20 protein-coding genes, 1 pseudogene and 1 riboswitch are annotated in these 22,900 nt (G+C 34.5%); of the genes and pseudogenes, 5 read left to right on the top strand and 16 right to left on the bottom strand.

Annotated elements, in window-relative coordinates; genetic code table 11:
* Positions 1 to 294: 294 nt before the first annotated feature.
* Positions 295 to 2,121, bottom strand: a complete 1,827-nt coding sequence (locus MKX37_RS09115; protein ID WP_002126816.1) for an APC family permease — start codon at positions 2,119 to 2,121, stop codon at positions 295 to 297.
* Positions 2,122 to 2,263: 142 nt separating this feature from the next.
* Positions 2,264 to 2,410: riboswitch (cyclic di-AMP (ydaO/yuaA leader) on the bottom strand.
* 139 nt (positions 2,411 to 2,549) lie between these two features.
* On the opposite strand from MKX37_RS09115, the gene MKX37_RS09110 reads away from it, so the two are divergent.
* On the top strand, positions 2,550 to 2,678 hold the full coding sequence (locus tag MKX37_RS09110) for a hypothetical protein (RefSeq protein WP_002086273.1): 129 nt from the start codon (positions 2,550 to 2,552) through the stop codon (positions 2,676 to 2,678).
* Positions 2,679 to 2,740: 62 nt separating this feature from the next.
* On the opposite strand, the gene panE is transcribed toward MKX37_RS09110, so the two are convergent.
* Entirely contained in the window at positions 2,741 to 3,673 is a 933-nt protein-coding gene (gene panE, locus MKX37_RS09105; RefSeq protein ID WP_002168643.1) for a 2-dehydropantoate 2-reductase, read from the bottom strand.
* Positions 3,674 to 3,848: 175 nt separating this feature from the next.
* Between panE and MKX37_RS09100 the strand changes: the two genes are divergently transcribed.
* A complete protein-coding gene (locus MKX37_RS09100; RefSeq protein WP_050000216.1) occupies positions 3,849 to 5,324 on the top strand; it encodes a hypothetical protein in 1,476 nt (491 codons plus the stop codon).
* A gap of 48 nt (positions 5,325 to 5,372) precedes the next feature.
* Here the strand turns inward: MKX37_RS09100 and trhO are convergent, their stop codons facing one another.
* Positions 5,373 to 6,332: an oxygen-dependent tRNA uridine(34) hydroxylase TrhO gene (gene trhO, locus MKX37_RS09095; RefSeq protein WP_002086277.1), complete on the bottom strand. Its 960-nt coding sequence runs from the start codon at positions 6,330 to 6,332 to the stop codon at positions 5,373 to 5,375.
* A gap of 493 nt (positions 6,333 to 6,825) precedes the next feature.
* Here trhO and MKX37_RS09090 point away from each other — a divergent pair, with 493 nt between their 5' ends.
* A complete protein-coding gene (locus tag MKX37_RS09090; RefSeq protein ID WP_001030684.1) occupies positions 6,826 to 8,121 on the top strand; it encodes an Nramp family divalent metal transporter in 1,296 nt (431 codons plus the stop codon).
* Between the two features lie 59 nt (positions 8,122 to 8,180).
* On the opposite strand, the gene MKX37_RS09085 is transcribed toward MKX37_RS09090, so the two are convergent.
* The 3 genes from MKX37_RS09085 to MKX37_RS09075 all read right to left on the bottom strand — a co-directional run bounded on the left by MKX37_RS09085 (position 8,181) and on the right by MKX37_RS09075 (position 10,879).
* Entirely contained in the window at positions 8,181 to 9,041 is an 861-nt protein-coding gene (locus tag MKX37_RS09085) for a M23 family metallopeptidase (protein ID WP_078421900.1), read from the bottom strand.
* 82 nt (positions 9,042 to 9,123) lie between these two features.
* On the bottom strand, positions 9,124 to 10,191 hold the full coding sequence (locus MKX37_RS09080; RefSeq protein ID WP_002165972.1) for a sensor histidine kinase: 1,068 nt from the start codon (positions 10,189 to 10,191) through the stop codon (positions 9,124 to 9,126).
* Positions 10,181 to 10,879, bottom strand: a complete 699-nt coding sequence (locus MKX37_RS09075) for a response regulator transcription factor (RefSeq protein ID WP_002141282.1) — start codon at positions 10,877 to 10,879, stop codon at positions 10,181 to 10,183. Before MKX37_RS09075 ends, MKX37_RS09080 begins: the two co-directional genes overlap by 11 nt.
* Positions 10,880 to 11,022: 143 nt before the next feature.
* Here MKX37_RS09075 and MKX37_RS09070 point away from each other — a divergent pair, with 143 nt between their 5' ends.
* On the top strand, positions 11,023 to 11,547 hold the full coding sequence (locus MKX37_RS09070) for a GNAT family N-acetyltransferase (RefSeq protein WP_002031168.1): 525 nt from the start codon (positions 11,023 to 11,025) through the stop codon (positions 11,545 to 11,547).
* Between the two features lie 166 nt (positions 11,548 to 11,713).
* Here MKX37_RS09070 and MKX37_RS09065 read toward each other — a convergent pair.
* The 9 genes and pseudogenes from MKX37_RS09065 to MKX37_RS09025 form a co-directional block, all read right to left on the bottom strand.
* Positions 11,714 to 11,860, bottom strand: a pseudogene (locus tag MKX37_RS09065) (radical SAM/SPASM domain-containing protein); the annotation flags it as partial.
* A gap of 27 nt (positions 11,861 to 11,887) precedes the next feature.
* Entirely contained in the window at positions 11,888 to 13,933 is a 2,046-nt protein-coding gene (locus MKX37_RS09060; RefSeq protein WP_078176846.1) for a class I SAM-dependent methyltransferase, read from the bottom strand.
* 327 nt (positions 13,934 to 14,260) lie between these two features.
* Positions 14,261 to 14,641, bottom strand: a complete 381-nt coding sequence (locus MKX37_RS09055) for a BA_1872 family lipoprotein (protein ID WP_002189199.1) — start codon at positions 14,639 to 14,641, stop codon at positions 14,261 to 14,263.
* 59 nt (positions 14,642 to 14,700) lie between these two features.
* The gene (locus MKX37_RS09050) at positions 14,701 to 14,910 is read right to left on the bottom strand and encodes a hypothetical protein (protein WP_033730373.1); all 210 of its coding nucleotides are present in this window, start codon (positions 14,908 to 14,910) and stop codon (positions 14,701 to 14,703) included.
* Between the two features lie 443 nt (positions 14,911 to 15,353).
* Positions 15,354 to 16,982 carry a peptide ABC transporter substrate-binding protein gene (locus MKX37_RS09045; RefSeq protein WP_078203080.1) on the bottom strand — a complete coding sequence of 543 codons (1,629 nt, stop codon included), beginning with the start codon at positions 16,980 to 16,982 and terminating at the stop codon, positions 15,354 to 15,356.
* Between the two features lie 155 nt (positions 16,983 to 17,137).
* Positions 17,138 to 18,463 carry a bifunctional S-methyl-5'-thioadenosine deaminase/S-adenosylhomocysteine deaminase gene (locus MKX37_RS09040; RefSeq protein WP_002086280.1) on the bottom strand — a complete coding sequence of 442 codons (1,326 nt, stop codon included), beginning with the start codon at positions 18,461 to 18,463 and terminating at the stop codon, positions 17,138 to 17,140.
* A 53-nt stretch (positions 18,464 to 18,516) separates the two neighbouring features.
* A complete protein-coding gene (locus tag MKX37_RS09035) occupies positions 18,517 to 18,876 on the bottom strand; it encodes a YunG family protein (RefSeq protein WP_078421901.1) in 360 nt (119 codons plus the stop codon).
* A 122-nt stretch (positions 18,877 to 18,998) separates the two neighbouring features.
* Positions 18,999 to 19,604: a pentapeptide repeat-containing protein gene (locus MKX37_RS09030; RefSeq protein WP_002126800.1), complete on the bottom strand. Its 606-nt coding sequence runs from the start codon at positions 19,602 to 19,604 to the stop codon at positions 18,999 to 19,001.
* Between the two features lie 56 nt (positions 19,605 to 19,660).
* On the bottom strand, positions 19,661 to 20,584 hold the full coding sequence (locus MKX37_RS09025) for an alpha/beta fold hydrolase (RefSeq protein WP_016120006.1): 924 nt from the start codon (positions 20,582 to 20,584) through the stop codon (positions 19,661 to 19,663).
* 209 nt (positions 20,585 to 20,793) lie between these two features.
* Here MKX37_RS09025 and MKX37_RS09020 point away from each other — a divergent pair, with 209 nt between their 5' ends.
* Positions 20,794 to 21,555, top strand: coding sequence for a DODA-type extradiol aromatic ring-opening family dioxygenase (locus tag MKX37_RS09020; protein WP_002168652.1), 762 nt, complete (start codon positions 20,794 to 20,796; stop codon positions 21,553 to 21,555).
* Positions 21,556 to 21,610: 55 nt separating this feature from the next.
* Here the strand turns inward: MKX37_RS09020 and MKX37_RS09015 are convergent, their stop codons facing one another.
* Complete coding sequence (locus tag MKX37_RS09015; protein WP_078421960.1) at positions 21,611 to 22,825, bottom strand: multidrug efflux MFS transporter; 1,215 nt, start codon at positions 22,823 to 22,825, stop codon at positions 21,611 to 21,613.
* Positions 22,826 to 22,900 lie beyond the last annotated feature (75 nt).

The following is a 22,900-nucleotide window of genomic DNA, read 5'->3' as shown; positions in this document are numbered from 1 at the left end:
TAAGTTTTGTTTTTATTAAAGTTTTGTACTGTAAGGTCATTTAAACACAGCTATTCATCTATCGTAAAGAAGTATTTTAATTCCCTTTATTTTCAAGACCTCATGTCCTTATTCCAAAATAAAATCCACTTAACTTCCTCCATTAAAATATCCATATATCACAACAAAAAACACTGTTTACTCATAAGAGATTATATTATAGTAATATAATTTTAAGACCTATATGCAATTATGCATAGCATATACACAAAAAGGATAGCTTCACTTTCGTGAAGCTATCCTTAAAAAATCTTATTACTTTTTCAAATGATATGGAACTGTCGTAATAACAACATTTCTTTTATAGAGTAAATACGCACGAATGAGTAAACTAGACTGATTATGAAGAATGTTATGCCAACCTTTTTTCGGAATAAACTGTGGTATAACGACCGTAACTCGGTAATTTGATTCACTCGCTTTATATTGCACTGTGTCAATAAATTTTGTAAGCGGCTGAATAATGCTTCTATAATGAGAATGTAATGTAACAAGCCTTACTTCAGGTTGCCACTTCTCCCATTTCTCTTCAAATTTCTTTTCCTCTTCTCTGTCAAAAGCAACATATACAGCGATAACTTGATCTGCAGAAAGAGCCTTAGCATAGTTCAATGAATTTTCTACTACATGAGTCATACCAGCTACAGGAACGACAATTACATTCCCTTCAATCGGAACAAGTGGTTCACAAGTTTTTAAACTTAATTGATCGCCCACTGCATCATAATGCTTCTTAATTCGATGGAACAAGAAGATAATAAAAGGTAAGAAAATAAGGATTGACCAAACTTGTGCGAACTTAGTTAAAAAGAACATGCTCATAACGATAAAACTAATGACTGCACCAATTAAATTAACCGTTAATCTTAAAGCCCATCCTTCAGGCTTTTCACGAAGCCATTTTAGTACCATTCCAGTTTGAGAAAGTGTAAACGGAATAAATACCCCTACTGCATATAGCGGAATCAAGTGTTCTGTTTTCCCCTGAAAAGCTACAATTAAAATAATCGAAGAAATCCCAAGTATAATAATACCGTTTGAATAACCTAGGCGGTCTCCTCTAATCGTAAACATTCTCGGTATGAACTTATCTTTTGCAAGATTAACCGCTAATAGTGGAAATGCAGAATAACCTGTGTTAGCCGCAAGAATTAATATTAAAGCTGTTGTACCTTGTATGAAATAGTACATGAAATTACGTCCAAAAGTTTGTTCAGCAATTTGTGAAACGACTGTTACTTCCTTACTTGGATTAATTCCGTAATAATAAGCTAAAAAGACAATTCCAGAAAATAAAACTGCAAGTAATGCACCCATTGCAAGCAATGTTTTCGCTGCATTGTTAGGTGCAGGATCTTTAAAGTTTGGAATTGCGTTAGATATCGCCTCAACACCCGTTAAAGCAGAGCTTCCTGAAGCAAATGCTCGTAACAGTAAGAACAAACTAATTCCCGCAACTGGTGTTCCAATTGGCGAATGCAGCGTGGGTGAAACGTGACCAGTCAAAATATTATATATTCCTACACCAATTAATATAAATAATGCTACAACGAATAAATAAACCGGATATGCTAAAACGGAAGCTGATTCCGTTACGCCTCTTAAATTTAAGATGGTAATCAATATGACAAATATAATCGCAATGATTACATTATGTGCATGTAAACTAGGAAAAGCTGATGTGAGCGCATCTGTACCTGCGGACACACTTACTGCAACAGTTAAAATGTAATCGACTAATAAAGATCCTCCAGCTATTAATCCCGGATTCATCCCTAAATTTTCTTTTGATACAACATATGCTCCGCCGCCATGAGGGTAAGCAAAAATAATTTGTCGATAAGATAAAATAAGAGCTGTCAATAATACTAATACCCCAACAGCTATCGGAATGGAATACCAATAAGCTATTGCTCCAAGACCTGCTAGTGCAATTAATATTTGCTCTGGTCCGTATGCGACCGATGACAATGCGTCAGAAGATAAAATGGCTAGCGCCTTCGTTTTATTAAGTTTTTGCTCTCCTAACTCAGTTGATTTTAACGGTCTTCCAATTAAAAATCTTTTAATAGATGAAACCAATGCTGTCCACTCTCCAATAATTTTGTACGAACGATACTGCTAGTTACAGCGATAAACTATTTCTTCAGAAAACAAAAATGTCTACAAGCCATAACGAAATAGACTTGTAGACATTATTTTTTTTGTCGCACAAGCTCCACCTTCCTTCTCAATATAACGCTTACGAGGTTAGCTGTCGGATTCGGGCCTATGAGTAGCCCTACCTTTTTCAAGGATTCACCCCATTGGATTATGTACTAATCCATAAGAACGGGTCCCCCGCACCATGCGGCTTCAGCGATTTAGAAAATTGAAACTGTGGATTATAATACTCCTTTATTTTCAAAAAGTAAACAAAAATTTTAAAAAAGAAAAAAATTAAAACGATTGCGCATAATCCACCGAAAAATATACATAATGAATACTAAAAATCCACAAAGGAGACCCGTATGTCTAAAGAAAAGAAGCCACTTTTTTCCGATTCCTATTTAGATGCAGTAGCAAATGAAATTAATCAGCTATATGGTAAACGTGAAAGAGAACGAAATACGACAGATAAACCGAAAAGAAACGAATAAATTGTCAAAAAGAAACAAAAAAAGGATAGCAACATTTATATTTTGCTATCCTTTACTCTTTTTCATACCATTTCTTTAGTAAAAATCATTTTTTCATATACCTTTAAATTTTGATACACAACACTTAATAAAGGCACATCTATAGACATTTCCTCTGCTAATTTCAATAAGTATCCTTGTAAATGCTTCCCTTCAATGAGCGAACCTTTTTCCATATCCCGTTGCATCGATGACTTCATATCATACGAAATTTTATCAATCGTTTTCATATGTTCCTGGGCGATATTCTCCTTAACTGGAGCCCCCATAGATTTCATGATTTGCACTGATTCTTCAAATAAGTTCCTAATAAATTCTCGGCCTCCATCACTCTCACGAATCGGTCCTATCGGCGCACGCATTAATGTTGTCACACCTGACATTACGGTGATAAATAAATATTTATGCCACATATCTTGCACAATATTTTCACTTAAAACAAAACTAGCTTTTGTATCTGCAAATGTTTTAGAAATAAGCTTTATTCTCTCTGAATCTTGAGGCTTAATTTCCCCAAATACAAGTCTGTTGGCAGCACTCGTTTGTACAATTTCTCCCTGATCGTTTAATGTCGTCTCGATAAAGCATAGACCGCCAATTACTTTCTCTTCACCGAATTCCTTTTGTAATAGTGATAAATGAGCGATACCATTTAACAATGGGATTATTACAGTATTTTTACCCACAAACGGCTTTAAATCTATGGTCGCCTCGTGTAAATGATACGCTTTTGTTGAAAATAAAATCACATCAAATGGAGTCGTTCTATCTTCTTTCGTTACCAATTTCGGTTGAAATGAAAAATCTCCATTAACACTACGAATAACAAGGCCTTTTTCTTCTAATTGCTGTTTTCTTTTGCTGCGAACGAGAAATGTAACATCTTCTCCCTTTTCTACTAATCGGCCACCGAAAAATCCGCCAACGCCCCCAGCTCCTAATACTAAAATACGCATACAACATCCCCCTTTTTCTAACACAATTATACTAATTTTAGTATACATAACATTATACATGTCCCTTGTTAAATAAGCTGAATTTTCATTCTTAATCTAATGAACAAGAGAGGTTATTTTCAAGAAAAATTGGGCATGTTGTTTCTATAGCTTATACGGAAAGGAAACAATGTAAATGGAGGCAATACAAACAATCGAGGAAAAAGATGTAACAACAGCTATATTTCAATTTATATTCCCGTTTTCGTTTAAAACTGGATATGAACAAAATATGTTCCCTTTCTTACAAAAAAATGATTTTCGACCTTTTCGACTCGATCATCTTGAAGATGAAAATACATATTACGGGAAATTTCAAGTTTCACATCAAAATATGGAAGCATACTATCTTTCCTTTACAAATAAAATTCTCTTTCCTCATTCAGAACATCAAAAAGGATTACAGCGCTATTCTAAAGACCTTAATTTAAATGGACATTTAACAACTAACCTTATTTCCGTTCCATTCAAGATACATTCTATTGATGTAACACTTTGTCCTTATGAGCTTGGGTTCTTAACAATTCGGACAGAAATAAAAACCGCTCCTAACATGACATTATCAGAAGCGATTGAATTCGCGGTTCGCTTCCGTGTACTTGAAACTAATAGTGATACGACTGAGACTATTTGTATTGAATGTGATGGAAAAAAATATTCACAAGTAGAAAAACTTATATTCGGTGATTTATTTCATGGTTTAACAGACTTCTTTGAGAACAAGAGATTGCGGAGTTCTTACTTTCAAACATTCCCTTTCTTTGAAGACCAGCGAATGTATGTACAAACTCTATTATCCATAAACAAAGAGTCAGACCTTCATATAATCGATATATATCGATCTTCCAGTCTTTCCGGATTATCAGATGATGGTAAGCCATATATTAGTGCAAATAATGTTCCTTATATTCACGATTATTTAACAAAACATTCTTATCAAAGATGGGCTCCTAACCGTTACTTTATTATGGAAGAACATATTTTCACATGTATTACAAATGAAGGTGAACAAGCAGTCACTAAACTTGCTAGTCAAATGTACGGGGAGTTTTATTACGCTTTATTATTAAATTTATTTCATAAAGTTGTTTTATTAAAGATGGCAAACGCTTATGCCGAGTTAAATATTGAACAAGATACAAATGAAATAGAGAAATTAATTTATTCAATAAATTCGTTTACAGCTAATTATTTTTCTTTAGAATTAGTATCCCAATCACAAAGTGAAGATATTTTCTTTCGTCTAAGAAAACTTTTTAACATTGAAGTACTGTACACGAACGCGAAACAAAATCTCGATAGTTTATTTAAATATCAAGAAAATGTTGCTTCAAAAAAAGATAGCCTCTTATTATTAATTTTAACGCTCTACTCTGTTGTAGGCCAAATGTTAGGGTTTACTATGATTGATCTTTTAAGAAACACCGATTCAAACAAAATATCATCGCCTTTTGAATTTTTTGCTCTATTAATAGCGATTAGTGGCATAGTCATTTCACTTATTTTAGGTATACAAAGTTTATACCAATGGAGTGTACAACATAAACGAAGAAAAGCATGGGTAAAACAAACTGTACTTTCTGCTGTGAAAGAGAAGGATAGTACAAAGTAACTAAAAAACAGATGGCAGCACGATGCTACCATCTGTTTTCTATTATGCTTACTTACCTGCTTCGATTTTTTCTAATGTAGCAGCTACTTGCTCTTCTGTTAATTCGTGTTGCACGATATAACGATTACGTGGGTGTACACGACATTCATGAGAACATGCACGTAAATGTTTTGCTTCACTTTCTTCAGAACATAAAATTTTCTTGTTACATTCAGGGTTTGCACAGTTTACATAGCGCTCACAAGGTTCACCTGTAAAGTGATCTTTACCAACGATAACATGTTCTTTTTGGTTTACTGGTACAGCGATACGCTCATCAAATACGTAACATTGACCATCCCAAAGTTCACCTTGTACTTCTGGATCTTTTCCGTACGTTACAATTCCGCCATGAAGCTGGCTTACATCTTCATAACCTTCACGAACTAACCAACCTGAGAATTTCTCACAACGAATTCCACCTGTACAGTACGTTAAAATCTTTTTACCCTCAAGTGTTTCTTTATTTTCTCTAATCCAATCTGGTAATTCACGGAATGATTCAATATCTGGTTTAATCGCACCTTTGAAGTGTCCTAAATCAAATTCATAATCATTTCGTGCATCAATGATAACTGTATCTTCTTGTTTCATTGCCTCATAAAAATCTTTTGGTTCTAAATACTTCCCAGTAATTTCTTTCGGGTTAATGTCGTCTTCTAGACGAAGTGTAACTAACTCTGAACGAGGACGTACGTGCATTTTCTTGAATGCATGTTCATCTGCCTCATCAATTTTAAATACGATTCCAGCAAAACGTGGATCATTATTCATCGCTTCCACGTATTTTTCTGTTTGCTCAACAGTTCCAGAACAAGTTCCGTTAATTCCTTCTGTCGCTACAAGAATTCTTCCTTTTAACTCAAGTGATTTACAAAATTCTAAATGCTGTTCAGCAAATTCTTCTGGGTTTTCAATTGTTGTGTACATGTAATACAGTAATACTCTATATGGTTTTGTAGTTGCCAATGTATTTCTACCACCTATCTAAATTTTAAAATCATGTATAAGTTAACGTTCATATCAAAACATATATAATAAGAAAATACATACTAAATTGTACTTAGCCTATTTTCTTCTATTTACAATTTTTTCTATAAGTTAACAAAAATAAAAACAAGATTACAGAACAAAACACTACGGTTAGGTTGTAATCCCAATATATTATATATCATACAATTTCATTTCCATCAATTAATATGCTGTAATATAGGCTGTATGTTCACATAAATTTCAAAAACAACCCTATAATTTATTATCTTCTCCCTTATTCAACAACCATAAACTCCCAAAATATTTTTGCATCGTCACACCATTCATTGCACACAGTCATATAATTTGCATTAAGGAAACTTTTATGTTCAAATGAAATTGCCACATCATATATCTAAATGTATTGAAATAATGAGTAAAAATAAAGTGAAACTTTAATCAAGTTAAGATTTCAAAGGGGAATACTACTATGAATAAAGATATAACAAAAGATGAACAAGTCCCTTCTCAAAGTACAACAGTTCAATCAGCCCATTTAGCGTTAAGTGGACAAACAAAAGGCTTTAAAAGACTGTTACCATTCTTAGGACCTGCTTTTATCGCATCAGTTGCTTATATTGATCCTGGGAACTTCGCTACAAATATCGCAGCTGGATCACAATATGGGTATTTATTGCTTTGGGTAATACTCGCTTCTAATTTAATGGCTGTATTAATTCAAACTTTATCAGCTAAATTAGGAATCGCTACTGGGAGAAATCTTCCTGAAGTAGCTCGCGAAAACTTCCCCAAACCAGTTTCCATCGGTTTATGGATACAAGGGGAACTCGTTATTATGGCTACAGATTTAGCTGAATTTATTGGGGCAGCACTTGGCTTATACTTACTATTTGGAATTCCGATGTTACCAGCTGCTTTAATTACAGCAGTTGGATCATTTATTATTCTTGAATTTCAACGCAGAGGCTTTCGTCCATTAGAAGCTATCATAACAGGTATGATTTTTATCGTTGTTATCGCTTTTGGTATCCAAGTCTTTTACGCAAAACCGGAATTAAGCCCTCTACTCTCAGGACTTTTCACTCCAAAATTCCAAGGTGTAGATAGCATCCTTTTAGCAGCTGGAATTTTAGGTGCGACAGTAATGCCGCACGCGATATATTTACATTCGGCCTTAACGCAGCGCCGTGTAGTCGGAACAAATGATGAACAAAAGAAAAAGATTTTCCGCTTCGAATTCATCGATATTATTATTGCAATGGTTATCGCTGGAGCAATTAATGCAAGTATGTTAATTGTAGCAGCTGCACTATTCTTTAAAAACGGCTTGCACGTTGAAGACCTTGATGTTGCTTTTAACCAGTTCAGTAATTTAGTCGGTCCTGTATCGGCTGCATTATTTGGGATTGGACTTTTATCAGCAGGTTTATCTAGTTCTTCTGTTGGTACGATGTCTGGTGATATTATTATGCAAGGATTCATTCGAATGCATATTCCGTTATACTTACGCCGATTTATAACAATGATTCCGCCTCTCGTTATTATCGCTTTAGGTGTAAATCCAACTTACGCTCTCGTTATGAGTCAAGTTGTCTTATCTTTCGGTATTGCCTTTGCATTAGTACCACTTATTATGTTTACAAGTAATAAGAAGATTATGGGTGCACTCGTCAACCATCGCATTACAACATTTATCGCGTGGTTAATCGCTGCACTTATTATCGTTTTAAATATTTTCTTACTGTATCAAACATTTGTAGGTTAATAAAAAAGGGTATTCCAAATTTGATTTGGAATACCCTTTTTGTATGAAATGATTTCCTTCTACTTACCACTTATGTATGTCCCTCTTTCCGGCATTATCGCACCTTTTTCAGTTCGAAAATAAAGTGGTAAGCCTTCAGTGAAAAACATACTCACCTTGGATGGATCCTGCCTTTGATGATGGATATGTAAATGTGGTTCACTTGAACTTCCTGAGTTACCGACTTGGGCAAGAACCTCCCCTTCATTTACACGTTCGCCTTCCCTCACTTTAATTGATCCTTTCTTTAAATGGGCAAGAAACAAAAATGTACCTGTTTCATCCAGTCGTAAATAAATATGATTTCCCGCCATCGATTGAAAATCATCCGATCCCGGAACTAAATCTATTTCATCATTTTTAATTGATACAACTGTCCCAGAAGCGGGTGCCATTACTTTCGCTCCATATATTCCATAATCCTCTAACTTACTACTTTTCACTTCAGCTGGTGGAATGAGAATATCGTATGCCCATCGTTCATTTGGTTTTATAACGTGATAGTTCGTTTCTAATTTATCGCCGCCCCAACCTATCAATGCTCGTTCATTCAAAGGAAAACGAACGACTACTTTAGGACTCATAGACTGTACATCTACTGGGTATGCAATTCTCCCAATGTTAGCGAACCATCCCACGGGCCAAGCTCCAATGGTAGAAAACAGAACTATTAATAGTAGCGTTCCATCTATCCGCTTTCTAAAAATGCCTTTCCAAACAAACATTACTGCTGAGCCTATTAAGAGAAAAACTGAAATCACACTAAAAGCCTGTATAATCCACCAAACAAAGACTGATGTAACGCCATTACCTAAATAAACTAAACTCCAACTTATAATTAAAAAAGCAACTATACTCGCTAATAAAAATCTCTTCCACATGCTGTATCCCTACTCTCCTATCTTTGTTCCCCATGATACGAAGTAAAAATTACGACATATGAAAGAAATACTTACGACTTTCTTACATTTCTTTATACTGCGGTAAAACGATAGTGAAAACCGTTTCTTTATCGTTACTACGTACAGTGATATCTCCTTTATGAAGTTCCGCTATACTTCTCGCAATTGCAAGCCCCATTCCTTTTCCACCCGTATGAGAGCTACGTGATTTTTCACCACGATAAAACTTTTCAAAAACGTAAGGAAGGTTCTCATTCGGAATGCATTGTCCAAAATTTTTAATTTCTATTTCAACATTCATATCTCTTTTAGAAACTTGAATTAAAAGCTCCTTTCCGTCTTTCCCGTACATAATACTATTACTAATTACATTTTCGAATAGCCTCACCATAACCGCTACATCCATTTCCACATGTAACACCTTATCACCTTTAATACAAAAGCTCATATCAGCATCATCTAGTTGTGGTAAAAAATCAATCATGATTTGTTCAATGAACGCTTTCATATTTATTACACTTTTATGTAATTCGATCTCTCTATAATTTATTTGACAATATTCTAATAAACCATCTACTTGATTTTTTAATTCATAACTTTTTCGCTTTAATATACTTACATACTGTTCACATTCTTCTCTATTTGAATGAAGCTGATTTCCTAACAGGTCCGCGTAACCTATTAGGGATGTTACAGGTGTTCGTAAGTCATGAGAAATATTACTAATCATTTCATTTTTCATTTCTTGCGATTTTTTTTCATTCTCGATAGACTCTTTTAAACTTTTGGCCATTCTATTAACATTCGCTGCTAATTCACCAATCTCGTCATTTTTTGAAATAAGTATATGTATTTCAAAATTACCATTACTTATTTCCTTCAGACTCTTGTTAATTTCAGATAATCTTTTCATCATTGTTTTTGTCATGAATGCAAAGTATATTGTAGTAAAAATTAAAAAAACTATTAAATATAAAAATGAATATTTTTCCTCTAACGCAGTAACATGACTATATATATTTCCAATTACAATTTGAAACGCTATTATACTTACAGTTGCTAACAAAATGCTACATATGAATGCGATAAAAAACTTAGCTCTCATGCCTTGTAATGATTTAATCTTCAATTTTATATCCGACTCCCCAAACATTTTGAATAAACTTCGGCTCTTTTGGATTCTCTTCAATTTTATTTCTTAATCTTGCAATATGAACCATTACTGTATTATTACTTTCATAGGCCCTTTCTTTCCAAACGCTTTCATATATTTCTTCAATAGTAAACACACGATTCATTGCAGCGGCCATTAAGTACAAAATATCATATTCAGTTTTCGTAAGATTGATTGTTTCTCCATATAACATCACTGTTCTCGACACTTCATCTATTTCTAAACCTCTAATGTTTATTTTCTTTTCTATTACTTGAACAGCATTTTGATTGAAGTATGTATACCTTCTTAATTGAGCTTTCACTCTTGCTATAAATTCAATTGTACTGAACGGTTTCACAATATAATCATCTGCCCCAGTACTAAATCCAACGACTTTATCTACGTCCGATGATTTCGCGCTTAAAAACATAATTGGTAAACTATATTTCTCTCTTATCCTTCTACACAATTCAATCCCATCCATTTGAGGCATCATAACATCAAGGATAGCAAGTTGAACATCATTATTATTCAATACCTCTAACGCCTCTTCTCCGTTGTCAGCACTAAAAACACTAAAACCTTCTTGTTTTAAATTTTCATTAACGAATCGAATAATATCTCGATCATCATCTACAATTAAAATTGAGTTTTTCTCCATATACAAACCTCTTTTTGAAATATATTCCACAATCAATTTTATCACAAATCAAAACCATACTTCCCTCTTGAATAATCTTTATTTTCAGATTAAATTATATAATAACAAATACATTCTAGTTTCATAAGAAATGGAGTGAAAATATGTTTCCTATATTAAAAACCAACCGACTCATTTTACGAGAACTTACCGAAGAAGATGCACCGAGTATACTACAATGCTTTTCTAATACTGATGTCCTGCGCCATTATGGCCAAAAACCATTGCAAAATTTGGATCAAGTAAAACAAATCCTTACTAATTTTAAGTTGGGGTACAACGCAAGAAGCGGCATTAAATGGGGAATCGAATTAAAAGACAAGAAAGGGCTCATTGGAACAATTGGTTTTCATGATTGGTCTTCCGAACATAAACGAGCAAATATAAGTTATGCCTTTTTGCCTGAACACTGGGGAAATGGATATGCGACTGAAGCGGTTTCTGAAGTTATATCATACGGTTTCCACACACTTCATTTAAAACGGATCGGAGCAATTGTATTTCTTGAAAATGAAGCTTCCAATAAAGTGCTATTAAAATTAGGATTTGAAAAAGAAGGCGTTCTAAAAAATTATATGTATCAAGATGATATCCCATATGATACGAATTATTATTCTTTATTAAAATGAGTTTAATAGAAATTATACGTAAAAACTCGTTTCAGCATAATGAATCAAGATAGTGGATTTTTAACGAAAGATGGGAAACCGAGCGTTTTTCATTTCTTAGATCATCATACGACTGATGCGAAGTACAATAAATTATATAATCTAAACAAAGGGCATGAGCATATTCTTACTCATGTCCCTTTTTTACGTTCTTTTTCTGTTTTCGCAATGCTTTTGGAATGTATACACAGAAAGGTTCGCTTTCCATGTAATCTCCCGTCATTGCATATGCTTTAGAACGAGATCCTCCACAAACATATCGAAACCCACAAACTAAACTTTTTATAAGTTTTCAATATCATTACCTCTTTTCTAAAACCATAAAGAACGTACTATCCGGTAGCACAACCGCATTCCCAGACTCATCTTTAAAATCGATTTTCTCGCTAAGATGTTGTGTATATCCATCCTGTAAATAGTTCATAGCTTGAACGATGTTTACTTTATCTCCAAAGATACCCTTTACGAAATCCTTATAGTCGTTTGGCGTAAAGATTCCAAACTGCTCTTGCACCTCGTGAACGAAGGAATCCTCACCCCATGTATACGTATATAAGAACTCCATCGCATCGTTAACAGGCATTTTGACTGTATTGTCTGCAAGTACCTCATATTGGATTATACGCCCCTTAAATTCACGGACATACTGCTCTAAGAACTTCATTCCACCTGCATCTTTAAAATGAATCACACGCATTAACATTTTATCTTCAGTCATGATGCCATCACGAATGATAATACGACCTCCTGGCTTTATCACCTCGTAAGCACTCTGTAACCCCTTTTTAATTACTTCATGATTGAATTTCTTACCTTCATACTCAATATAAGAGAACAGCTCATGAAGGATAGAAGAATACACAATCGTATCAACCGATTCTTTATCAAACGAGCTACCTAAGTTGATAGCATCCCCTTTAATGACGTCCCAAGAACGACTTTCGTCCTGTTTCTTCTTTTTCAGCGTATCAATCACATTTTCGGAAATATCGATACCGTAGATTCGTTTATCCTCGGTCTCTTCTTCAATCATGTCTAGCATAACACCACCACCGGATCCGACATCTACAATCGTATCTCCCTTTATATAATCAAGAATAATTCGTTTATCATCAGCCGAACTATTCATATGCTCCAAATACACTTCTTCGTTATGGAATCTATCATATGCATCCTTTCGTAACCCGAAGAAATCAAAGAGCAGTACATTTGCCCGAGCATGCATCATATCTATCTTTTCTGCCTCTACACAGAAGATGATTAACGCTTCACCTACAGCAGAAAACTGAAACGACACATACGCAGTCTTCATATCTTCATCGACTTTAACCTCAAAAGAAACATGTGTTGTATTCGGCTTCTCGTTCTCACGGTACTCCCGTAGATACTTCTCAATAACCCGCTTACGATACACGTTGTCCTTCTTCTCGCCTTTGAAATCATAGTGCAACTGCTGCATCAATTTCTCGAAATGGATATGCTGAACCTTTCTAGTGCCTATCTCGTTCTTTAACATAACAAAAACTGTCCAAATATCCTCGAAGCTAAGGGCATGCATAGACGGTTCTACATACCACAAATCCTTATCAGATAAAAATGTTTGAACGTCTCTCTTCTCGCTCCCCATAATTATATCTTTTTCAAATACTGACTCCTTATGTTTTGGTGTGAGTCTATGTACACGAGAAGTAAATGGCTCCACATAACCATCAAATAGCCCATCAATTGTAATCTTCACATCGTTCTTTACTTCGCTCCACAAAGATTTTGATACACCTTCAATAATACATTGATTAAGATAGTATAGAATCTCCTTTAACCTAACGTCTCCGTATTCTTCTTTATATGTGTCAATTAAATCAATATGAGAGTTCAAACGAGCCTCTCCGCGGATATACTGCCCTATTAATCCATGTGTTCTAATTAAATCTCGAACAAACAAATACTCAGTAGAGTTTAAGTTTGTCTCTATATGTTCGATAAACTGAATATCACTAAAGATATCAGCAGAACCCTCGTTATGTACCAATAGATTGATTCCGTTCTTCTTCCATTTCTCTCGCTGTTTTAAAGAGCCTACCTTTGCAAGCTCACTATACGTTAGTACTTTTTCAATAATGCGATACGCTTCTTCATCTAAAGACAATCCATCTAACACTTGCAGCGTACGGTGTACATAGTACAACACCGCATCTGTTTTTAATTCACCAAGTACTTGTACATTCTCATAGTTTTGATGTATCTCCTCTGCCTCGATTAGATACTTTAACCACGTAGGGAGAGTATTAGAAAACCCTTCAATGTATTTATTTAGAACCTCAATATTTTTCAACTTATTTACCCCCATATATAATCAATATCAGTAGTATGGTCTGGGACATCTTCTCTAAAAAGATTATCACCTTATGCCCCCTTTACCATCTATATCTCTTTCAAATACAAATGCATCAAAACCAGTCTTTTTATCATGTAAAAGAGAGTTATCAATTTCGTTTCTAACATGCCAAGTTTGTAACACATTCTTTTGTTCATCTCTTATTTTAACTTCATCAGGAATTTCGGCGGAATAAACAGCAGGACTCAGCGAAGCATTTCTTAAATTGATAAACATATGTTGTGATAGAATCAACCGAAAATAGAAACGGCAAGCGGGTGCACTCCACTTGCCATTTTTTCATAGATTAGTATGTATTTGAATTTCTTTTGCTTTCTCTTTTTCACCCTTCACTCGTACAATTAAATCATATGATCCGGATTTTGGCGCTTCAAAAGAAAGCAGACCTTCTTGTTGAGAAGTGACTTCTTCTTCATAAATAACCTTATCACCTTTTGTAACTTGCAATAAAATCGTACCTTCTTCAACGGCTGCTTCATAAGGAATTTCCACATTTCCTTTTTCAGCTTTAATCGTTTGCACATCGTAATACCCTTGCAACGAACCAATTTTCAAAGTCGTTTCGCCATTTTTTTGAACCTTTGTGACTTGTGTTGCTGTATTGCATGCGCTTAACAATACAACAAGAGTGAAAATCATAAATAAACGTAGTAATTTCATAGAAATTCTCCTTTTTTATGTATATGAATTAAAATTCTAACTCTAAATTTTGTACCATCTTATTTCCCACCTCTTAAAATAGCTGTTTTTATAATAAAATAAGTAATAGAAAATAATAAACAAGTACCAACTATGCCAAAAACTGCAATTGAAATTTTACCTGCTAATGTTTCATTTGAATCTAATGCATTAGGTAAAATTGTACCAAAAATTGCAATACAGGCTAATACAACCATAAAATATTTAAATCTTTTTACTTTCTTATTCATACTAATTATCCCCTTTATTCCTTAACATTAACTTCTAAACCAAATCCCCATAAACCTACACCAGGACCTAATGGTACATGGAATTTGACTCTGCTTTTTCTAACTTCAAAGGATCCCCCGAGATTCCCAAATTAATATCCCCAAGTATTATACATACCAATTAATTCATATAGAAAAAGCCCCGTTCAAATCAAACACTTAAGCTCCCTTATTTTTATAATACTCAAATAATTCTACACAAACATCTCTATCGATTCATCTTAATACCTCAATTACCTTTTAAGTATATCAATGACAAAATATATAATCTAATATTTTTTATATAATTAAAAACAAACATAGTTACAACAAGAGATTGTTTGTATGCTGATTTGTACTGTATTCCCTTATTCCATGTACTCTTTAAAAAAACCTTACTTTTTAAAAAGTAAGGTTTTTTGTATTTATTCATTAGCGATATAAGCATTCTTATACGTATAAACACCACCAAATTGATGCTTCTCAATTCCTTTTACATAATCCTTTTGTACGTAAGCTGATCCCATTTGATAAAGCGGTGCAACTGCAGCATCCTCTAGCAGAATTCGCTCGGCCTCTTGTAATGCTTCCCATCTTTTATTCTGATCTAGTACTAGATCGCTTTTCGCTTTCTTTATTAATTCATCGTAGTGAAGGTTAGAATAATTCATTTTGTTATTCGGATTATCCGTCGTAAATAGTTCTAAATAACTAATTGGGTCTTTATAGTCAGGTCCCCAATTTGCCATAGATATATCGTAATCTCCTGTTTGTTCTAACTGTAATTTTTGCTTAAATGGTTGTTGTTTAATTTGTATCGTTAATCCTTGCAAATGCTTTTCTAAGTCACCTTTTATATATTCTGCCATACGTTTTGCATTATCTTGTTCATATGTTAAAAATTCGAGTTTTACTTCGTCTACTCCCAGTTCTTTCTTCGCTTCTTCCCAAATCTTTTTTGCATTTTGCAAATCATATGGAGAAAGATCTCCGTTTTCTTTTCTAAAATCTTGACCAGTCTCTTCGTTTACATGACCAACTGGTACAAGTCCACTTGCAGGTTTTGCCCCGTTATTAATAAAGTGAGTAACAAAATCCTTCTTATTTAACGCTAATGAAATAGATTGACGTACTTTCTTATTTGCTAACGCATTATTTTTTTCATTAAAACGGAGCATAGCAATCCCAGGATCGCTCGACATATGTAATTCTTTATTCCCTTTATACTTGTCTACAAATTGAGAATTAATAGGCACTCGATCCAAATCACCAGCTTGGTATAAGTTAACAACTGTCATTGTATCCTTTACAATTTGAAAGTTTATCTCGTCTAATTTCACTTTCTTTTGATCCCAATATGTAGCATTCTTCTTTAATTGAAACTCTTGTTCATGCTTCCACTTCTCTAATACAAATGGACCGTTATATATGAGATTACTAGGTTCCAATGCATAATTCTTTCCTTGTTCTTTTAAAAATGATTCGTGCTGTGGTAAGTATATAGGTAACGCTAACAACTGTAAAAAATACGGAATTGGCTGTTCTAGTTCCACTTCTAACTTATAATCATTTATAACTTTAACCCCAAGTTCATCAAGAGGCATTGTTCCCTTATTTATCTCTTTCGCATTTTTCACGTAAAAGAGCATATACGCATATTGAGACGCTGTTTCATGACTTACCGCCCGTCTCCACGCAAACATAAAATCATTGGCTGTTACACTGTCTCCATTTGACCATTTTGCATCTTTACGCAAATCAAATGTATATTTTTTACCATCTTCACTTCTTTCAAACGATTTTGCTACTGCTGGAATAGGCTGATCTTGATCATCTAATACATATAACCCTTCAAATATGTTTTGCATAACGTGCGCTGATGTACCATCCATCGTTTTTGTAGTATCAAGAGAAGGAATTTCTTCTGATACCGTTACATTTAATACTTGTTTTTTTGCCTCTGTGTCACTTTTATTCGCTTTATTATTACAAGCTGCTAATAATAAAGTTGTAACAAGTGCCATTACTATTAAATGGCTCTTTTTTCGCTTCATGAGTTGTTCTCCTTAAGTATAAAATATTATAAAGCGTTATATATTATAGCAGAAATACTAACAGAAAGATGCGACATTCTTTTGAATATTTATTCGTTCAAGAAAAAAGCTATCCTTTTAAAAAAGGATAGCTTTCTCAACTGATATATAATTACCTATCTTTGTAAACCTCGTTTATAACGACTTGCTTCAAATATAATACGCTCTTCATCTAATGTTTTACATTCACCATTCCAAACGACACGTTTACCATTAATAATTACATCGCTTATATCTTTTCCACTAGCTGCATACACAAGATGTGATAACACTTCATCTGCCGGTTGTAAATGCGGCTTATTAGATGGGTCAATCGTAATAAAATCAGCACACTTTCCAACCTCAAGTGAGCCCGTTTGTTTCATCCCGATTACTTCAGCAGCTCCTTTAGTCGCAAGTGTAAGAGCTGTTTCAACTGGTAACGCTGTTGCATCTTGATGAATACCTTTTTGTAATAATGTTGCAATGCGCATTTCTTCAAACATATCTAAATTGTTGTTAGACGCCACACTATCTGTTGCAATTCCTACTTTTATTCCTGCTTCTAGCATCGCTTTTACATTCGCTATACCAGAACCTAGTTTTAAATTACTATTTGGGTTATGAGCTACTCGAACATCATGTTCTGCTAAAAATGCACGCTCATTTTCATTTAATACTACACCGTGTGCAATAACTGTTGGGCGTTTAAACAATCCGCAACTTGCTGCATATTCTACTGGACGCTTCCCATACTGTGCTTCAATATCACGTACTTCACGCTCTGTTTCAGAAAGATGAATATGAACCATCGTTTGATTTTCTACTGCAATACGAGCACACTCTTCTAACAGTTCTGTGGAACATGTATATGGACTATGTGGTGCAACCATCGTAGTTAACATACCACTTTCGTTATAGTAACGCTTCACATATTTCTCAGCTTCTTCAATTGCTTTCTTTTCATCGTCTTTCGTTCCGAAGCTAAATAAAGTTCTTGAAACAGCAGCACGCATTCCACTCCTTGATACCGTTTCCATAATTGCATCTTGGTCTACTCCAATAGGATTAAACATATCAGAGAATGATGTTGTACCACTTTTCACCATTTCAAGTAATCCTAATTCCGTGCTAGCGACCGCAAGCTCTGGCGTAAACTGACTTTCAAGTGGCCAAATTCTCGTCTCAAGCCATGGCTGCAATAACATATCATCTCCGATACCTCTCAAAAGGCTCATAACAACATGTGTATGTGTATTGACAAGCCCTGGTAAAACCCACTTTCCTTTCATGTCAATTACTTCATCTACTTCAAAATCGTTAGCGAATTCTCCGCTATTTATATCTATAATTTGATCATTTTCTACAATGATATATCCATTTTCTATCACTTCATTTTGTTCATTCATCGTTGCAATTGTAGCGTTTACATAAGTTGTTTTCAAAAGTATTTCCCCTTTCAACTCTATGAAGTTCCCTTTAATTAGTTACCACCATTATAGTAACTTATTGAAGATTAAGAGTCAAAAGATAATTTTAATTCTTTCGTTGTCTTTTCCTTCAAAATGCTATATTGTTTTTCATTTATATCTGCAAATGCTTCTTCACGGCTCGACTTCATGTCCATATAGTTTAATGTTTCATGAAATTGGGTCCTAGTAAAATCATACCTTTTCCCATCTACTTTATTGTAGAAATGCCATACTTCACCTATCTTCGTCTTTATTATCTCTCCCCCGCACAATTCTTGGACAATAAGGGCCGTTACACCACATTGTCCCTTTGCTGGGCTTTCGCTCGTCCACTTAGAACTCGTTTCTATTGACCAAGATTTTCTTAATGCTTCATATAGTTGTTTAATCTTTATGCTATCCATATTCAGCATCTCCTGACATTAGCAATTTCACACATCATATTATAAAAGCGGTAAAAGGCAATTTTTAAAAATCATTACTATTTGTAACACCGTTCAATATATTGAACGGTGTTACAAATGATTTAATTCACCTTTGCTCCATAACATCTCGCAACTGCAACCGCCTGCGCTATATCTAATTTCACGTTTTTTAAATCAAAAGCTTTAAAATCAACTCTATCAACTACAGCTCCTCTTAAATCCGCCCCACTAAGTTTCACCTTACCTAATTGTGCGCCCGTTAAATCCGCTTCACGCAAATCTGCTTTTTCTAAATTACATTCATATAGGTCAGCTTCAATTAAACGAATACCCTTTAACATTTGTTTACTTAAGTTCGCAAACCTTAAATTCGTATATGACCAATCGCCTGATATAATTGTTATTCCGTCTAAATTCGCCTCTTCGAAATCCGAACCAGTCATTTTACATTCTTCAAACTTAGATACAAATAAATTCGCACCAAAAAACCTACAATTAGCAAACGTAGTTCCTTGATGGATAGAAGCATTAAAAAGAGTACCAGTAAAATCACATTCTATGAAATTACAATTTTTAGTAAAAACTTCTGATGCATCTATCCCTCTAAAACGGCATTTTATGAAGGTACAATTTTTCAATTCCTCGTCTTTTATCCAGATATCTTGAAAATCTATTTCTACATATTCTTTATTTACAAATTCACTCATAATCAATCCTCCAATTTTTCAAAAAACCTCACTTCAGCATGAAGTGAGGTTTCTTCTTATACAATATGCTCATCTAACCATGAAATCAAATCTTGAAATACATCTTCTCTATTCACTTCATGGAACATTTCATGTCTACCATTTTCATATAAACGAAGTGTTACATCTTTCACACCACATTTTTTATAGTTTTCGTATACTTCTTTTACACCTTTCCCCATATCCCCAACAGGATCACGATCACCAGAGAATATATGTATTGGAAGATTTTTTGGTGTCTTCTTGTATTCTTCTATTTTATTTACTTCTAGAACTCCATGAAACAATTCTCGGTAAAAACTAGTCGTGCAAATGAATCCACATAACGGATCCGCAATATACTTATCAACTTGATGAATATCTGAAGATAACCAATCAAATTTCGTACGATTTGGCTTAAAGTGTGAGTTGAAGTTTCCGAAAGATAAGAAGTTCAGCATCGGACTTTTCGTTTTCTTTCCGCGAAGTTTCATCTCAATTGTCGCTACTTTATGACCGATACTTCCTAAAAGCCCTGGATTTCCACCAGTTCCTGAAATAAGGAATCCATCATATAATTCACCTTTAAGTTGTACAGCACGTCTTGATAAAAAAGAACCCATACTATGTCCAAGTAAAAATAACGGGCATGTCTGCTCTTCTTTTATCATTTCCGAAACAAAGATAACATCAGACACAGCCTGATTCCAACCTACATTTGGTTCAAAATGACCATAGTCTTCTTCCCTTTTCACTGTTTTTCCATGCCCTTTATGATCATGAGCATAAACACCATATCCTGCTTCTAATAAAGTATCAATAAATTCTGTATAAACACCTGCATGTTCTGTCATACCATGTGCAATTTGAACAATTCCCCGCGGATTTCCTTCTGGTAACCATTTACGCAAGTAAATTTCCGATTTATCCAATGCCGTAACGAAATTTTCCTGTATGCTCATTCCGACAGCCTCCAAATCTATTATGTATATCTTTTTTTATAATGAATAAACATTCATTATTCTTATTATGTATTATATGCAATTGCTTTCATTATGACAAATGATCTATTTTTCCGATTACATATTAAACTATTATCTTGACGAATTTAAAATAAAATTATATAGTTACTTACATAAAGTAATTAATATATTTTTAGGAGGTTTTAATCATGATGCCCTCACTATTTTTAGCACATGGATCACCTATGCTTGCTATTCAAGATACAGACTATACACGCTTTTTAAAGACACTTGGAGAAACATATAAACCGAAAGCTATTGTTATTTTTACCGCTCACTGGGAAAGTGAAGTATTAACGATCTCCTCTTCAGATGAAGTATATGAAACAATTTATGACTTTGGCGGTTTTCCTCCTGAGTTATACGAAATCAAATATCATGCGAAAGGCTCTTCTAGCATTGCGTCTATGCTAGAAACAAAATTTAAAAACAAAGGCATTCCAGTCCATCATAATATGACGAGAGGTTTAGATCATGGCTCATGGACACTCCTGCATCGTATGTACCCAGAAGCCAATATTCCTGTCGTACAAATATCAGTAAATCCATTCCTTCCTGCAAAAGAACAATTTGAAATTGGAGAAGCACTAAAAGGACTTGGACAAGAAGATATTTTAGTAATCGGCAGCGGAGTTACTGTTCATAATTTACGAGCATTAAAATGGAATGAAACAACTCCGGAACAATGGGCGATTGAATTTGATGATTGGATTATAAATCATATGCATACTGGCGATAAAGATGCATTGTTTAACTGGGAAAGAAATGCTCCTCATGCACAATTAGCTGTACCAAGAGCGGAACATTTTGTTCCTCTATTTATCGCGATGGGTAGTGGTGAGAACGACGGTACGGTCATTCACCGTAGCTACGAGCTTGGTACATTAAGTTATCTTTGCCTTCAATTTTAATGAAAAAGGATGAAGCAATATTGCTTCATCCTTTTTCTGTTTTTCATTCACATAGTTAACTAACTTCCAAATGTCGTTTCTCTGATACCTCTTCGTTCTTACTATGAAAATAAACCCAAATGCACGCAATAAATAATAGTGATGATGTAGAGAAGAAAACATATTGGAAGCCTGCATGAGCTGCAATTTGTCCACCAAGTACTGGCCCAATCATATTTCCTAAAAACTGAAACGATTGATTATATCCAAATATTCGTCCCGTTACATGGGTTGGCGTATGTTGTTTTAGTAGAGTTTGTACGGAAGGTAATAGTCCTGCTTGTGCAATACCTAATAAAAAGCGAAGAATTAATAGTTGCCAAGCTGAGGTTACAAATGCTTGCGGAATAAAAATAATTCCTGCAGCAAACAACGCTACAACTAACGTTTTTTGAGGTCCAATATGATCTGATAATCTTCCTAGCTTAGGAGCTGCTAAAATAACTGCTAATCCTGTCGCAGACATGACTGCACCTGCAAGCATTTCAATATGATCTGTTCCTAGTCCTGCCAAATGCTTTACGTACAACGTAATAATAGGTTGAATCGACATATTTGCAAGCTGAATAATAAACGTTGCTACAAATAAACTTATTATTAAATGTTTTGCAGGGACCATCGTCCATACTTTTTTCGGCTGTGCCTTTTTTTCTTTAGCAGAATGTTTCTCCTCATGTAAGAAGAAAAAGACGATAAGAAAGGACAGGAATAAGAAAGCTCCTGTAACTAGAAAAACATGGCGCATTCCGATTAACTCTGACAAATAACCTCCGAGTATCGGCCCAAGTAATGAACCGCTCACGCCTCCAGTTGAGATTGTAGAAATTGCCCAACCTGAATGTTCTTGCGGAGTTTCTGCAGCAATAAGTGTCATCGCTGTAGAAAGGAAACCTGATACCGATCCCATTAAAAACCGAAGTGCGACTAATTGATACACATCTGTCACAAACCCCATAAGCGTCATAATTATCGCCATACCAAGGCTCGCACGTATAAGCATCAATTTCCGACCATGTATATCACCAAGCTTGCCCCATATTGGTGATACGATCGCACCCATTAAAAATGTCACACCAAATGCAAGTCCCGACCACTGTGCAATACTAGAAGTGCCGGTCACCCCTAATTCCTCAATATAAAAAGATAAAAAAGGAATTACTAAACTCATACCGGCTGCAGTGGTAAAACAACCTAGCCAACAAATCATTAAATTTCGTTTCCAGCTGGCCATTTTCACACCTTCTTTCATTCGATACCCATTCTACACCGTTTTCTAGAAAAAGTTTAGTAATTTGCTTTATACATA

The sequence above is a fragment of the Bacillus sp. FSL R5-0709 genome (assembly GCF_038004785.1).
In the GTDB taxonomy this organism is placed as follows: Bacteria; Bacillota; Bacilli; order Bacillales; family Bacillaceae_G; genus Bacillus_A; species Bacillus_A mycoides.
Note: the sequence above shows the minus strand (reverse complement) of the source record. Positions and strands in the feature narration are given on the sequence as shown.